General features: G+C 39.6%; 17 protein-coding genes and 1 tRNA gene. 12 read left to right on the top strand and 6 right to left on the bottom strand.

Annotation, left to right across the window (positions count from 1 at the left end; translation table 11 throughout):
* Nucleotides 1-758 (bottom strand): helix-turn-helix domain-containing protein (locus tag AC1DDX_RS15225; protein ID WP_477622224.1); only part of this gene is annotated, 758 nt, incomplete at its 3' end.
* Between the two features lie 88 nt (nucleotides 759-846).
* Here AC1DDX_RS15225 and AC1DDX_RS15220 point away from each other — a divergent pair.
* From AC1DDX_RS15220 to AC1DDX_RS15195, 6 genes are all read left to right on the top strand, one after another.
* Nucleotides 847-1,101 (top strand): hypothetical protein, encoded by a 255-nt coding sequence (locus AC1DDX_RS15220; protein ID WP_288882206.1) that lies wholly within the window; start codon nucleotides 847-849, stop codon nucleotides 1,099-1,101.
* Complete coding sequence (locus tag AC1DDX_RS15215) at nucleotides 1,088-2,422, top strand: TolC family protein (protein ID WP_288882207.1); 1,335 nt, start codon at nucleotides 1,088-1,090, stop codon at nucleotides 2,420-2,422. The genes AC1DDX_RS15220 and AC1DDX_RS15215 overlap by 14 nt, the downstream gene beginning before the upstream one ends.
* 11 nt (nucleotides 2,423-2,433) lie before the next feature.
* On the top strand, nucleotides 2,434-3,480 hold the full coding sequence (locus AC1DDX_RS15210; RefSeq protein WP_288882209.1) for an HlyD family secretion protein: 1,047 nt from the start codon (nucleotides 2,434-2,436) through the stop codon (nucleotides 3,478-3,480).
* A 50-nt stretch (nucleotides 3,481-3,530) separates the two neighbouring features.
* A complete protein-coding gene (locus tag AC1DDX_RS15205; protein WP_477622223.1) occupies nucleotides 3,531-5,072 on the top strand; it encodes an MFS transporter in 1,542 nt (513 codons plus the stop codon).
* Between the two features lie 212 nt (nucleotides 5,073-5,284).
* Nucleotides 5,285-7,141: a tetratricopeptide repeat-containing sensor histidine kinase gene (locus AC1DDX_RS15200; protein ID WP_337717161.1), complete on the top strand. Its 1,857-nt coding sequence runs from the start codon at nucleotides 5,285-5,287 to the stop codon at nucleotides 7,139-7,141.
* Nucleotides 7,142-7,379: 238 nt separating this feature from the next.
* Nucleotides 7,380-7,907, top strand: a complete 528-nt coding sequence (locus AC1DDX_RS15195) for a GNAT family N-acetyltransferase (protein ID WP_288882215.1) — start codon at nucleotides 7,380-7,382, stop codon at nucleotides 7,905-7,907.
* Nucleotides 7,908-8,491: 584 nt separating this feature from the next.
* Here the strand turns inward: AC1DDX_RS15195 and AC1DDX_RS15190 are convergent.
* Nucleotides 8,492-9,184: a CPBP family glutamic-type intramembrane protease gene (locus AC1DDX_RS15190; protein WP_288882217.1), complete on the bottom strand. Its 693-nt coding sequence runs from the start codon at nucleotides 9,182-9,184 to the stop codon at nucleotides 8,492-8,494.
* A 29-nt stretch (nucleotides 9,185-9,213) separates the two neighbouring features.
* Nucleotides 9,214-9,624 (bottom strand): hypothetical protein, encoded by a 411-nt coding sequence (locus AC1DDX_RS15185; RefSeq protein ID WP_288882218.1) that lies wholly within the window; start codon nucleotides 9,622-9,624, stop codon nucleotides 9,214-9,216.
* A gap of 209 nt (nucleotides 9,625-9,833) precedes the next feature.
* Between AC1DDX_RS15185 and AC1DDX_RS15180 the strand changes: the two genes are divergently transcribed.
* The 3 genes from AC1DDX_RS15180 to AC1DDX_RS15170 all read left to right on the top strand — a co-directional run bounded on the left by AC1DDX_RS15180 (nucleotide 9,834) and on the right by AC1DDX_RS15170 (nucleotide 11,792).
* Entirely contained in the window at nucleotides 9,834-10,913 is a 1,080-nt protein-coding gene (locus AC1DDX_RS15180) for a trypsin-like peptidase domain-containing protein (protein ID WP_477622222.1), read from the top strand.
* Between the two features lie 4 nt (nucleotides 10,914-10,917).
* Nucleotides 10,918-11,154: a hypothetical protein gene (locus AC1DDX_RS15175; RefSeq protein WP_288882222.1), complete on the top strand. Its 237-nt coding sequence runs from the start codon at nucleotides 10,918-10,920 to the stop codon at nucleotides 11,152-11,154.
* A gap of 257 nt (nucleotides 11,155-11,411) precedes the next feature.
* Entirely contained in the window at nucleotides 11,412-11,792 is a 381-nt protein-coding gene (locus AC1DDX_RS15170; protein WP_288882223.1) for a PH domain-containing protein, read from the top strand.
* 183 nt (nucleotides 11,793-11,975) lie between these two features.
* On the opposite strand, the gene AC1DDX_RS15165 is transcribed toward AC1DDX_RS15170, so the two are convergent.
* Nucleotides 11,976-12,416 (bottom strand): pyridoxamine 5'-phosphate oxidase family protein, encoded by a 441-nt coding sequence (locus AC1DDX_RS15165; protein WP_337717157.1) that lies wholly within the window; start codon nucleotides 12,414-12,416, stop codon nucleotides 11,976-11,978.
* Nucleotides 12,417-12,602: 186 nt separating this feature from the next.
* On the opposite strand from AC1DDX_RS15165, the gene AC1DDX_RS15160 reads away from it, so the two are divergent.
* From AC1DDX_RS15160 to AC1DDX_RS15150, 3 genes are read left to right on the top strand one after another with little or no spacing between them, the layout of a single operon-like run.
* Nucleotides 12,603-12,857 carry a hypothetical protein gene (locus AC1DDX_RS15160; protein ID WP_288882226.1) on the top strand — a complete coding sequence of 85 codons (255 nt, stop codon included), beginning with the start codon at nucleotides 12,603-12,605 and terminating at the stop codon, nucleotides 12,855-12,857.
* 3 nt (nucleotides 12,858-12,860) lie between these two features.
* Nucleotides 12,861-13,145, top strand: a complete 285-nt coding sequence (locus tag AC1DDX_RS15155; protein ID WP_337717281.1) for a transposase — start codon at nucleotides 12,861-12,863, stop codon at nucleotides 13,143-13,145.
* A gap of 37 nt (nucleotides 13,146-13,182) precedes the next feature.
* The gene (locus AC1DDX_RS15150; protein WP_288882274.1) at nucleotides 13,183-13,323 is read left to right on the top strand and encodes a transposase; all 141 of its coding nucleotides are present in this window, start codon (nucleotides 13,183-13,185) and stop codon (nucleotides 13,321-13,323) included.
* Between the two features lie 122 nt (nucleotides 13,324-13,445).
* Here AC1DDX_RS15150 and AC1DDX_RS15145 read toward each other — a convergent pair.
* Nucleotides 13,446-13,518, bottom strand: a tRNA-Phe gene (locus AC1DDX_RS15145).
* A gap of 124 nt (nucleotides 13,519-13,642) precedes the next feature.
* Nucleotides 13,643-13,795, bottom strand: a 153-nt coding sequence (locus AC1DDX_RS15140) for a helix-turn-helix domain-containing protein (RefSeq protein ID WP_477622225.1), incomplete at its 5' end; no start/stop codon positions are given.

The following is a 13,795-nucleotide window of genomic DNA, read 5'->3' as shown; positions in this document are numbered from 1 at the left end:
GGCCTCATGTTTGTCAATTGATGAAAATTGTTACTGAATGCTGATATACTAGAATATCCGATCTCATAGGCGATTTCTGTCATATTCAGGCTGGTGCCTTTGATCAATTCCATCGCACGAATAATCCTTAGCATTTTTACATACTGGATAAAGGTAATATGCAGTTTTGCCTGAAATAGACGGGTCAGACTTCTCACGCTCATGCCCAATTGACTGGCCGTCGCTTCCAACGTAAGGTTTTCATTCAATTGACTTCGGAGCCGGTCAACAACAGCATTGAGCCGCTGATCATTGGTGGTGGGGAGCTGGATCGAAAACTTTTTAAGGTTTTCTTTCGAAAGCACGTTCCTCAGTGTTCTTAAAAACTCATATTCCCATGAACCTTCATAATAATCCCCGTGCCAGGTTTCGCTGAAAGAAAGCATTTCATACAATAGTTTGCTTACCGGGTAAATTCCCATTTCATTATAGAAACTGTCCCCGTTTTCCTTCGGAAAGTAAATATTGATTATAAACAGGTCCTGCGCATTAAACATCAGGTTATGCGGATAATTATTAGGTATCCAGATGTAATGGTTGGACGGAATATAAAAATCATTTTCCTCTGTCTGCAGGTAGGCGATACCTCCAAAGACCAAGAGTAACTGAGCCTTATCATGCTGGTGCGATGGTAACCGCTGTTCTGTTTGCTGTCGCACTACCAGGATCGAGCCGGGATTTTGGTCAACATTGTCGATAAGCTGTTGAAGCGTTTTCATTGGCCAAATTTAACAAATATTAGGCTTATTATATAAAAACACTAAACGCCAGTCGGGATACTTTTGTAATGAATTTAATAATGTCATTATGGAGCAGAAGACAATTGAAACCAACCCTAATTTAGTTCTTGAAAAGCAGGACATAAATCATAACAATGATGAACGAGCGCTCAGGGAACAACTCATTACTTTCAATCTTTTTTTTCCTGCATGCTCAGGCGGTTTAATGCCTGTGATGGACTTTTCATCTGTCATCGATGAGTTGAGCAGAATGATCAAAACCTGGAGGCAGCGCAGATCGATTAAAACCAATATAAAAAAACACTCAGATGAAACGATATAAAATTGCAGCGATTTTAAAAGCGATCATCTTTCTGTTCGTGCAGCCTGTTAAAGCTCAACTACCTGATACTGTTAATGTATTTTCATTAGAAAAAATATGGGCAGTTGCAGAAAGCCATAACCGGCAGTTAAAGCTTTCTGATCTAAATGTTGCTGAAAGTAAATTAGAGGTGCTTGAAGCGAAGGACCGTTTGCTGCCGGAACTCTCCGTAGGCGGAGATCTCAAGCTTAATTCACAGTTCCTGATCTACAACAATGGATTATTCTCCTCTCCACAGAATGTGCCCGTTTCCGAGTACGGATATGGACTTGGCTATAACTTTAACCTGGGCCTTTTTAGCGGAGGAAAAGAGAGAAGAACTATTAAGATCAAGCAGGAAGAAGAAATACGTGGCCGATATGAGCAGGATCTGCAAAAGCACAGTGTAAAATTCAATATTGCTGTTTCTTATTACGATCTCTATAAATACCTGCACTTCCGGGAGTTTATAACGGCAGAGATCGCTGCAGAAAATAAACAGCTAAAGCTCATTAAAAATATGAACAGAAATGGCATTGTACTAAAAAGTGATGTGCTTAGAACCTCGGTCAAACTGTCCCAGTTGGAATTAAGCCTTTCAGATGTTGAAAAGAAAATTGACATCACTAAACAACGGCTGAATATGCTAATGGGGCGCGAAGGTGAAGCGCAATTTTCTATTTCCTATAAAGACGGTTTTGAAACCGGTGCTTTTAAAAGTTCGGCCTATGCCGATTATATTGATATCGCGTTAAATCAATCACCGGATTACAAGATCGTGAATAGTGATATTAAGTTGACAGAGATGAGTATTAAGCAGCTGAAGGCGACTTTGTTACCAAAAGTCTCCTTGTATTCCAATTACAATTACAACTACCCCCAGATCTCATTTTATCCTTACTCAAATGATCTATGGGGGTTTGGGCAAACCGGGATCAAGGTGCAGTTCTCGATTGATAACCTGTACAAAAACAAACACGCTGTTGCACGCGCTCAAGTCGTAAATGACGAAGCAAAAGAAAACGCACGCATCAAAAAGGACGAAATCTCTATTCAGGTGAAAGAAGCTTACTTACAGCAGCAACAGTCGTTGGAAAGCGTAGAAACGGCACAAAAGGATATTATCAAAACTACAGAAATTGTTCGGGTCATCAGAAACAGTTACCTCAATCAGGAATCGCTTTTGACCGATCTTCTGGATGCAGAAAATACTTTGCTGGGAGCAAAGTTCAACCTAACAACTGCACAAACAAATTTAAAACTCAGCCATATCCGCTTACTGGCAATCATAGGAATTCTCTAATACAATATATCATGGACAAAATTAAAATAGATAAAATGATCATAGTGATAACCAAGTGGCTGGGCATCTTTCTGTTGGTGGCAATCATTTCCTGGGGCGTCATCTATTTTCTAAAAGGATACCGCTACGAATACACCAACGATGCCCAAATAGACGCTTATCTATCACCTGTAAATGCAAAAGTCGGCGGTTATATCAGTAAAATTTATTACAAAGACAATCAGCAAGTTAAAAAAGGAGATACGCTTGTGATCATTGCGCTTGACGAATATGCACTTAAAAGGAATGCCGCTTCAGCAGAATTAATGGGTTCGCGGGCCAAATTACCCATTTTAGCTTCCAATGAGGAAACGCAAATCAGAAGCATTCAGGTCATCAAAGCGCAGCTCTCAGGGGCAAAAGCAAAGCTAAATCAGCAGCAAAGAGAATTCGATCGCTATAAAAAGTTATTGGCTGATGAATCTACTACTCAGCAAAAATTCGATAACATTAGCACCTCTTTGTTGATCACGCAATCTGATCTTGATCAGGCACAAGCTTCCCTGCAGGTATCTCTATCCAAGCTGAATGACATTAAAGCACAGCGTGCGGCTATAGCAGCGGAAATCAAGCTCAAGGAAGCCCTGCTTGAAAGGCAGGAGCTTGATGTCAGATATACGGTCGTTACAGCTCCATTTGACGGGCAGATGGGGAAAAAAGCCATTCAGGAAGGACAATTGATACAGCCTGGCCAAACGCTGGCATTTTTAGTCAACAGATCAGAAGAAAAATGGGTGATCGCCAACTTCAGGGAAACACAGATCAGCCATTTCCGGACGGATCAAAATGTTATGATAGAAACGGATGCTTTTCCGGGTGAAAAATTTAACGGCGCCATAGAATCACTTTCTCCAACCACAGGCGCTCGTTATTCGCTTCTCCCTCCGGACAATGCGACCGGTAATTTCGTCAAGATCACACAACGTATACCAGTCAGGATCAGGTTCACCGACAAGCCGGAAAAACTCGCTAAACTCTCTGCAGGAATGAATGCCAATGTTTACATTTTAAGGGATTAGTGATGCAGCCACATGAAATCCCCGTCTTTAAATTTTGGGTACCAGAATGGATGGCAAGATCTGTAATATTCGCCATCCTGATGACCTGCCTGTTTAGTTTTGCTTTATACAGCAGCCCTGCCGCGGCAATGGGTTTCTATGGCATACAACCTAATGATGTTCAATACGCCATGATTGTTATTTATGGTTCAACAGTGGCTTTCCTGGCACTGGATTTTCGTATAGTGAAATACTTTTCGCCAAGGAAATGCCTGCTGGTCGCACTTGCCATCAACGCGGCGTGTTCCGTCATCTGCTTTCATATGAGGAATTGGACATCGTTCATCATCTGTCAGTTCGTACAGGGAATTACCTGTGCACTCATGTCGGGAATCGTATTGAATCTGATATTTCCAAGATTAAAATCTACACGTGCAAGGGTCATCGCTTATTCCATTCTGTATTGCGGTATACAGATATCCGTTCCACTTTATTCGATCTATTCCAGTATGGTACTTCATTATTTTGATTTCAACTGGTTATTCTATGGCTTCAATATCCTGCTCATCATCCTGGCCCTTATTGTATTGCTGACGATGAGCAGCAAAGCCAGGTTTACAAAAAAGGTTCCGCTTTACCAGATAGATTGGATGGGGTATCTTTTTTATGTATGTTTTATTTTAGGATTGGGATACATCCTGATTTACGGACGGCAGCTGGGCTGGTTCAGCAGCCGGATAATCGTTCTGCTGAGCTTAAGTAGTTCAATGATCCTAATCCTTTTTATCATCAGGGAACGAAAAATCAAGCGGCCATTGATCAACTTACAAATTTTCAAGGCAAAGAATTTCGTCCTCGGACTACTTTTGCTTTTCACATTTTATATTTTTAAAGGAAGTACGGGACTTACTTATGGTTATCTGGAAAATGTCCTGGGCAATGATCCCCTCAGCACTATCCCAATATGGTTAACTGTGATCGCGGGAACCGTCCTGAGTATGTTTGTTACCTCCCGGTTGATCTTGATGGGCTATAACCTGATAAGGATGATCATAGCCGGTTTTGGGATCATGGCATTGTATTACGTATACATGCTGAATTTTATATCCGTTCAGGGTGAAACGATTGATTTTATCCTCCCTATGTTTATATACGGTATTGCAACAGGCGTATTATTTGTTCCAATTGTTTCATTCACCACATCCGCAGCACCACCAAAAATTGCGATAAACGCCTCCTTGATTGGTATTTTCGCGCGTTTTATCGGTTTTACTACCAGTCTCGCTATTAATAATGAACTCCAATTATATACCAGATCTGCGGTTAGGGAGAAATTCCGTGAAGCGCTGATCGAGACGGCCGCACAACTTCCTGTTACTTTGTTGGATATACAAAGCAGCTATATGAATGCCGGTAGCGACGCCTATACAGCGAAAGGCGTATCGACAGGTTACTTCAATAATTTTGTCCGGGAACAGATATTGACTCGTTCTACACGCGATTATTATGATTTGATGCTCGTTGGCGTCCTGATAGTAATTGTTATTCTGATTTTTACACCACAGATTCAAAAGGTCGTTTTACGGTTAAAAAAGAGCAATATTCCTTATTAGGCCATTTTTAAATAAGCGTGTGCAAATTCTGTAACCATTTTTTTATCCGATTTTTATCTGGAATTTTTTATGATGGAAAATTATTGCTTATTAACCTAAATAGAAAGACAAAATACCTGTAAATAAATGAAATGAACAGACGCCAGGATTTTTAGTTGGCAGTATTTGTTGAAATTAATAATAAATTAGTTTAAGCTATTTGTACAGAAATCATGCGCCCATCAAAATTAATACACAATCTTTTACTGATTCTGCTATTTTGTTATGGCACCGTGCAGGGACAGTCTAATCTAATAGGAGCAGAGAAGCAAAAGCTGCCCTTCATTAAAGACAGCATTAGTTATGTCAATTCCATAAATCGTCTGGGGATGCTTTATCACATGAAGAATGTTGATAGTAGCCTTTATTATGGTATGATGTCTAAAGCTATGGCTACCAGATTGCAATATCCTAAGGGAAAGGCAGATGCGGATAATGTAATCGCTTCTGTACTTTATATTAGGGGAATGTATCAAGAGTCGCTTCAACTATACACTCAGGCTTTATCTGATTACAAGATTCAAAGGGATACCGCAAATATGAGTCAGGTCGTAATGAACATGGGGAATGTATATTTGAGTCTTGGTGATTCTACAAAAGGCCTTGATCTTTTTCGACAGGTTATTAGGACAGGAAGAAGAGATAGCATCATGAGCCTGGTGTACGCAAATTATTGCATGAGCAATCCGTCTCTTTCAAATGACAGTGCCCAGTATTACATTAACAAAACCAGGGAAATTGCATCCATGTACAAAGATCACCGGGTGCTAATTGCTGTAAAGGAGTTAGAATTCGATTTTTTAGTAAAAAAAGGCCGTTCTGCAGAAGCACTGAAGCTGCTTGGCGGTGCTTTGGCCGAAGCACAAAAATATGAGCTTGATGATCAGGAAATTTACATACTTAGCGCTTATAGCAACTATTATGCTAACCAGCCCGACAGCGCTTTGCATTATGCCTGGCGTAGCTATCAGTTGGCCAAAGAAAAGGACTATGTCCTGGAATTAATACCTATACTGACGAATATTTTAGCCCATACTACATTGAAGGGTAATAAAGATCAAATCATCAATGTTCAGAAGTTACTTGAAGGGGCGATGGCAGAAGAGAACCAGAAGCTGAAAAAATTTGTTGGGGACTACATTAAGTACAACGCGATGCAAGGTGATAATGCTGTTTTAAGTATGGTAAACAAAAATAACAAGACCAAAATATGGTTGCTGGTTTCGGTTTGTGTGGCCGGTTTATTCTTACTGCTTTTCATTTATCGTTTATACCAGATTTCGCGTAAACACGAGCGTGAGCTGCAGCAGCTTAATCTAAAAATTCTGGAGCAAAATAAAACCTTGCAGCAAGCTGATGAATTCAAAAATAAACTCTTTTCTATTTTAGCTCACGATTTCAGAACACCACTTGTCTCTACAATAGGCATTGCAGGCTTAATGAAAGACAATCCTGAATTTACAAAAACAGAAATGGAACAGTTTTATGGCGATATAGAAAGGCAAGCCAGGGGTATGCTGGAATCATTTGACACCATCTTGCAATGGATCAAGCAGCAGTTGTCTGGTTACCAGTATAAAGCAGAAACACTCGTGCTCCATGATCTGTTCTGCGAATCAGCAGATATTGTTTCGGAACAACTAAAAGCGAAAAAAATAACAGTGTTTAATCAAATTCCAAAGCATGTAACTGCAACATCGGATAAAGAAATGCTACAATTTGTTAACCGGAATTTACTGTCCAATGCCATTAAATTTTCCCCGGAGGGCGGCGAAATTGTGATTACCTATACACTGGAAAACAATTCAATGATTGTATCTGTTGCAGATCAGGGTCAGGGGATGGATGAACAAACCATCAGCAAACTATTTTCAATATCCAGCAATTTCGGTTCATCTACACAGCACGGCGCAGGAATAGCGCTTTCCATGTGTAAGGATTTTATTCAAAAGCTTGGTGGGCGAATCTGGGCTAAGAATGCAACGCCACACGGGGCAGTATTCTCCTATACAATTCCCGCCAAAGTATAATCAATTATTGATATTGAATGAGTTTCCTGATCGGTATTGAAATGTAATTTAACCTCGCAATTTTTTTCGCCACATTAAAAGTCGATTGTTCTTCTATTCGCTTCTTATTCTTATAGATTCCCCTGATTATTCTGAAAGTTTTCCTGTACCCCAGCCCGTAGTTAAATCACATTTAGCAAGATACGGATTTTATAAATCCTCCATTTATACAGATATTGCCTTTGAAAAAATATAAGATATGGAGATTAAGAATTGTTTAATAACTGACGTAGCTGAAATTCAATCGCTTTATGAAGCGGCAAGGAGTTTGCAAATTCAGAAAGAAATGGTAGTCTGGCCAGTTTTTAAAAACACATTCATTAAAAATGAAATCACAGAAAACCGGCAATGGAAAATCCTCCAGGACAATTTAATCGCCTGCAACTGGGCCATTACCTTTGAAGACAAGGAGATCTGGGGAGAAGAAGACAGGAATGATGCGATTTACATCCACCGGATCTGCACAAACCCGACATTACGCGGGAACAGATACATAGAGAAAATCGTAGAATGGTCCAGGGAGTATGCAAGACAACTGGGCAAAAGATTTGTACGTTTAGACACACTGGGTAACAACACAAAACTTATAGCGCATTATACCTCGGCGGGATTTAATTTTTTAGGAATAGTTAAATTGACTGACACCGCAGACCTGCCGGTTCATTATCAAAAGGAACCGAATTGTTGTCGTTTTGAAATTGACCTGCAAAGTTTTGCATCACGGTAATTATGGAAAGTAAAAGATTATGTAAAGCAACATGTATATTTCTCAGATAGTGGTTCTTCCCCAATTTTGGTGGTTTTAAAATGAGGCGAGTAATGTAAAATCAATGAATTAAGTGTTCATTAAAGCTTGCTGATGATTAAAGCCGTCGGATCCACTAACATATAGACGAGAATCATGATCAATGTTAGTTCCCGCAAAAAACACAAAGGAACCATCGAGATAATAAGCTTGTTTCGATTTAAAATTCAACCTTAGCCATTTCTTAGACAAGCTTTTTTGTTTTTAGCGTTTTGATTGTTGATGATCAAAATGAGCTATCTCCATAGTGCTTTTCTCGAGGCTAAAAACAGCTTAAAATGAGCCTATTGACCACTTTTCAGCGAAATCGACTGATCATTTTGGGCCGTAATATTAGGCCACATTCCGCGAAAGAGGTGGCCACATATGGAATAGTCCCCAAGACACACGATGATACAATGAATCGTAAACAAGCCAGATAGCACTCAAACAGTTCTTCAGCGAAAATCTTATCACTGCTTAATAAAAAATCCGGCTTCGCGTCAATACAATAAACTAGACAAATTCTAAGACATCCACCAAGCCAGGGGAACCGCAATCAAATTAAAGGTTGCATGTAGTAAGATGCCGTATTTTAGACCATACTTCACTCTAAGATACCCCATGGTTAAACCTCCAAAAATCTGGGAGCCAATGTAAAAAATGAATGTTGGGTCTGCCAGGGTCAATCCCTTGGCATTTGTGATATGTACGTATCCAAATAATATGGCTGTATAATAAAATAAGAAAACATAATACATCCTGAAGACCTTCACTTTCTTCAATCTGTTCAATTTGCTCATTACCAAAACAGTTGTTAGGCCAATCAGCAACAATCCAATGGCAGTAAAAAATAATGCATAGTCATTCTTAGTAAAAGTCCAGGCTACGATTTCAAGAGAGATCAATACAAATAAGATACTCCATTTAGGTTTACGCAATTGCCATCTGAATAGCAATTCCTCAGAAATCGGGGCAAATACAACACCGAAGAACATAGCCAGGAGAAACCCATACTTAAAGATGTCGAATTCTTCATATTCCCTGATTAATTTGAAATGCAGTAGCGTATAGTAGATTACTCCTATGAGCGTAGCAAATGCTATATCTAAAACTAATAACCATAACAAATCCTTCCATAGCATTTTCTTGTCCTTACTTAAAACAAGTAAGCGTGGGGACTTTAAATATTGCAAATAGGCAGAGAGCGATTCCAGCATGTATCAGAAAAATAAAAAGACAGCAATAATTAGAAGATCACATTGAGCACTTTTTGTTTCCAGCTCAGGTGGTTGTTCAGCTGCTTAGGATCGGTAACCACTATCTGAGGTTTATCCTTATGCAGAGATAGCTTACCGTGTACACTGATCTTTTTGTGCTGGTATAATTTCAAGACATCCCCGCCAAATTTGTCATAATCCTTTTTATCGATGAACACCGAAATCAGCTGATTTGGGAAATTGCCACCAACATTCAGTAAAGTATGATTTTCAAAAGCTCGTCCATCATAAACAGAATCTACCAGAACAACTTCTTTCCCGGCAGCCTTAGGAATATCCTTTAATTCCCAGTGGCCAATCACCTGATCGATCTCGACTTCCTGAGCTTTTAACCCAAAGGAAGTGGACACCAATAAACAAATCAATAAAAGCGTTTTCATGCACTAAAGATAGGATATTGGAAATGAATTTAGATATTCTTTTCGGTTCTTTAAATGCTTAAGTTTTTTTTATAACCTTTTGAGAACCAGACGATCTTTGGATCGGATTTATATAATTTTTTGTTAAACTTTACTACCTAGGTGTTGACGAATGGGGAGGTCGATACTTGCGATAGCTAATGGATTTTGAATAGATCAAATAGATAGATTTGAGATATTTATATTTAGTAGTATTATTTATTTGTTTTGTTTCTCTTGTGATCAACGAGGTGCAGTTTAAAAATGGTGACCGCTACGTTCATCCTTCTTTTAAGTATGCGGGTACGGGTTTTTTAATTGACAATGGTAAGGACACGCTGGCGGCGACTGGCAAGCACATCCTCTGGATCGCAAAAAATAAACAAAGCAAGGCGACTGAAGTCAATGCTGCGCTTAAGGAATGGGTGATGAGGCCAAAAGGTGATACACAGGATTCGGCGGTGATCGGCAAATTGCTGAATGAAGACCCGAATGAAGTGCTGGAGGCTAAGGGCTCTACCATACAGGACCGGGACTGGATTGTGTTTACAGTGAAAAAGAGTTCGTCAAATTTATACCCCTTGAAACCCCGCTATACACAAGTGAAGCCGGGAGAGAAGGTCTATATTCTGAGTTGTGCCTATGATGACAGCCTGTGTACGGTTCATGAAGGAAAAGTATATCAGAAATACGGAATGGATATCCTCATTGAGCGGGACATGAAGACGCATAAGGGCGGCTGCAGTGGTTCGCCGGTAATTGATGCCAATGGTTACCTGATCGGGATCATTACGGGCAGTGCGGGTTCTAAGGTTGGGAATGTTTCTGTAGCGATCTCCAATGAATACCTAAAGGATGTGCTGGATAACAAACCGGGGCTTAATGAGCCAAAAAAGGATTATGGGGAATTGGTTTACAATACAGTAATCAAAGATGGTGTTGGGGCGGCGACCAAGCTGTATCAGAATCTGGTTAAAGATCCAAAGAATTATTATGTGTACAATTTGCGCAGCCCAAACCGCAATGGCCTGAGGGAAACTGCAGAAAAGCTGTTGGCTGAGGGGCGCAATGAAGATGCTGTGGCGATCCTGAAGTTTAACATCAAAGTGAACCTCCATTTTTATGAGAATTATAACTTGCTGGGCAAAGCGGAGCTGGCGGTTGGAAATAATACTGGTGCCATAGCCGCGTATCAACAGTCGGTAAAATCAAATGACAGTAAAGACAATGAGGCTCATGCCGCGCTGGAAAAATTAAATGCTAAACCTTAAAAAAATGAAAAAGAAATATTTAGTGTTATTGGCCGTACTGTTCTGCTTGGCAAATACAACTATGGCAAGGCAGCAGCCAGCTGCCAAGCCGATTGTTTACAAACTGGATGCGAATACGAGCAGGCTTTTGTGGAAGGCTACGAAGGTCAATGGCGGGCACAATGGTTTTTTAGTGTTTTTCGGGGATATTGTATGCCGATGCCAAGGGCAAACTACCGAGCGGGAATTTCGTAATGAATAGCAGCTCAACCGTCAAAGTAAACTTCAGGTTTGGATGCTCAAACTGATCAGTATATACGATGATACAATGAATCGTAAAACAAGCCAGATAACCCTCAAACAGTTCTTCAGCGGAAAGTGTTAGAGGGACTTGTTTGCCATTTTTAATTGTGCCTATCAAGTGGTAGCCTATGAAAAATAAATTCAAAATATCGGACGTACTGTAACTTTATTCCTCTTGCTACCTCTAATTTTAAATCAGTTAAAAATATATACAATATGGGGTTATTTTCAGCATTAATGGGCAATGCCGGCGCGGTAAGTCAGAACGAGGTAAGGAAAAACTACGGGACACTGCTTACAGCTAATGAAGAGATCGAAATGGGGTTTAAATTGATAAGGGACACTTTCATCTTTACCAATAAAAGACTGATCGTTGTTGATGTTCAGGGATTGACGGGAAGCAAGACGGAATATGTTTCTATTGCATATAAAGCGATTAGCAGATTTAGTGTGGAAACAGCTGGTACTTTTGACCTGGATGCGGAATTAAAAATCTGGGTATCCAGTGAAACTATTCCAAGTATCCGTAAGAAATTCAATAAATCAGTGAATGTTTTTGAGGTACAGAAAGTACTTGCACATCATGTTTTAGGATAGTTTCTATTCCGGGAAAAAGAAAAAGCGGGAAGTCCGGCAGCAATTGATCCCTTTTAGACAGATGCGGCTTATATTCCATTTAAGGGTTTGACCTTACCGGACCTGGAGGACTGGTATGACCATAAATATTTGAAAATAGAGGCATTTAAATGTTCTCCTATCACAGGTGAAACGAAATTATGATCATAAGTTATGGGTTTCGTATTTTCCGGTAGCTTTTGTCAGGTCGATTCTGAATACGACAAGGCTGGTGTGTTCCTCAGTCTGAATTCCATGCGAGGTTTCTTGTGAGGGCCGGCTGGTTAAAGGCATAATCCGGTGTATAATACCCTGCATGGCCTGCTGACGTTCCTCACCAGTCAGTTCAACAAAATCTCCCCAAAGAATAGCACTTTTCCAGCGAAAGGTATCCTTGATCTGGTCTACCTGAAAGCATACCTTTGGATTGGCACGCATCATCTTAATTTTCTTTCCATTCCCCGAATGCGCATAAACCGCGTTGTTTTTGTACACATAATTAACCGGTACTACATACGTTTCACCATCGGAATGGCAACCGATCCTGCCAATCACCTGGCTTTCCAGTAAATCAATAAGCTCTTTTTTATTAAGGTCTCCTAACATTTTCTATGATTGATAAATTTTAAACCCAATTTAATTTTCAGTAAACAATTGCCATATTGATGTTTGTTTAATCCAGCTATTTATTCTTATATAAGCGTATCCTAAATCAAATATGGAAAGAAGGTATGGAAATAAATATGATCTATATCACTTTTAGTGAGGTATTTAGCAAGCTCAAAATTCTGAATGAGGTTATGTAGCTTAAGGAGTGAACAACTGCTTTTTCCTTTCTTCCCTTATTTCATCTTTATCATGATTCGCATTCGCGGTTTCAAATTGAAAACTTCAGCAAATGACCTGCATTCCGCAATTGTTACAGCCCCGAATAGGGTTGATACGATCAGTTCATTCTATGGGGTAAAGGCTAAAAACCTACTTCGGCAATATCGTGATTACCTTAGTGATTTTAAGAGCTGGGACCAGAAATCACATGCAAAATAATGGCTGTTATATCCAGAAAACCTGGGTGAACAGCTTTCTATAGACGAAACTAGTCTTTCTCATGGTGAACTTTACACGATCCTTATCAACAAAGCAGCAAAAGGTAAGAAAGGAGCCATTGTTACCATTGTAGCAGGCACCAAAGCGGAAACCGTCATTTCAGTACTGAAAAAGATTCCGGAAAGAGCAAGAAAAAAAGTAACTGAAGTTACCCTGGATAGGGCAGGTAATATGGAATTGATCTGCAAACGTTGTTTTCCTCAGGCAAACAGGTTTCAAAGCATTTAATACAATTGCTCGCTCGATACAAAACCACTATTAAACTATTCTCAACTACTTTGACAACAAATCTACCAATGCTTCAGCGGAATCTTTTAACGCAAAAATAAAGGCGTTTAGAAATCTATTTAGGGGTGTGAAAAACATAGAATTCTTCCTGTACAGACTAACTCAACTATATGCTTAGCAAGCAAAAAATCATTCTCGCTCCACAAGTTTTGGGATTGATCCCATTGAAATTGGAGCGGAAATGTGCCTTTTAAAGCAGAAAAGCTCAATTTCGTTATGAAATTGAGCTTTTCTAAGTAGTGGTATGGGCCGGGATCGAACCGGCGACACATGGATTTTCAGTCCATTGCTCTACCGACTGAGCTACCGTACCTACTTCCCGTTTGGGATTGCAAATGTAGTGTCTTTTTTTGGATGACAAAATCTTTTTTTAAAATAATTTCACTTTGTCGCATTAGTAGTTGATTATCTGTGTGTTTATTTTTTTTTGTTATTCTCTATCCAAGCTTTTTCCTTCTGTTGGTCCGGTACTGATTTGGAGAAATGCGCATACTTTTTTTGAATAATCGTGAAAAATGAAAAGGATCGTCATAACCAAGAGAAGTAGCTATCTCTTTTATTTTGGTTTCCGAATTGTATAGGAGTACACA

Source organism: Pedobacter sp. 10L46_2, assembly GCF_056395165.1.
Note: the sequence above shows the minus strand (reverse complement) of the source record. Positions and strands in the feature narration are given on the sequence as shown.

What these genes read in the sequence shown, in the direction of transcription:
- AC1DDX_RS15215 (WP_288882207.1), top strand. Translation starts at nt 1,088, where the DNA reads ATGAAACGATATAAAATTGCAGCGATTTTAAAAGCGATCATCTTTCTG.
- AC1DDX_RS15210 (WP_288882209.1), top strand. Translation starts at nt 2,434, where the DNA reads ATGGACAAAATTAAAATAGATAAAATGATCATAGTGATAACCAAGTGG.
- AC1DDX_RS15200 (WP_337717161.1), top strand. Translation starts at nt 5,285, where the DNA reads ATGCGCCCATCAAAATTAATACACAATCTTTTACTGATTCTGCTATTT.
- AC1DDX_RS15205 (WP_477622223.1), top strand. Translation starts at nt 3,531, where the DNA reads ATGGCAAGATCTGTAATATTCGCCATCCTGATGACCTGCCTGTTTAGT.
- AC1DDX_RS15160 (WP_288882226.1), top strand. Translation starts at nt 12,603, where the DNA reads ATGAGGTTATGTAGCTTAAGGAGTGAACAACTGCTTTTTCCTTTCTTC.
- AC1DDX_RS15185 (WP_288882218.1), bottom strand. Translation starts at nt 9,624, where the DNA reads ATGAAAACGCTTTTATTGATTTGTTTATTGGTGTCCACTTCCTTTGGG.
- AC1DDX_RS15170 (WP_288882223.1), top strand. Translation starts at nt 11,412, where the DNA reads ATGGGGTTATTTTCAGCATTAATGGGCAATGCCGGCGCGGTAAGTCAG.
- AC1DDX_RS15190 (WP_288882217.1), bottom strand. Translation starts at nt 9,184, where the DNA reads ATGCTGGAATCGCTCTCTGCCTATTTGCAATATTTAAAGTCCCCACGC.
- AC1DDX_RS15175 (WP_288882222.1), top strand. Translation starts at nt 10,918, where the DNA reads ATGAAAAAGAAATATTTAGTGTTATTGGCCGTACTGTTCTGCTTGGCA.
- AC1DDX_RS15165 (WP_337717157.1), bottom strand. Translation starts at nt 12,416, where the DNA reads ATGTTAGGAGACCTTAATAAAAAAGAGCTTATTGATTTACTGGAAAGC.
- AC1DDX_RS15195 (WP_288882215.1), top strand. Translation starts at nt 7,380, where the DNA reads ATGGAGATTAAGAATTGTTTAATAACTGACGTAGCTGAAATTCAATCG.
- AC1DDX_RS15220 (WP_288882206.1), top strand. Translation starts at nt 847, where the DNA reads ATGGAGCAGAAGACAATTGAAACCAACCCTAATTTAGTTCTTGAAAAG.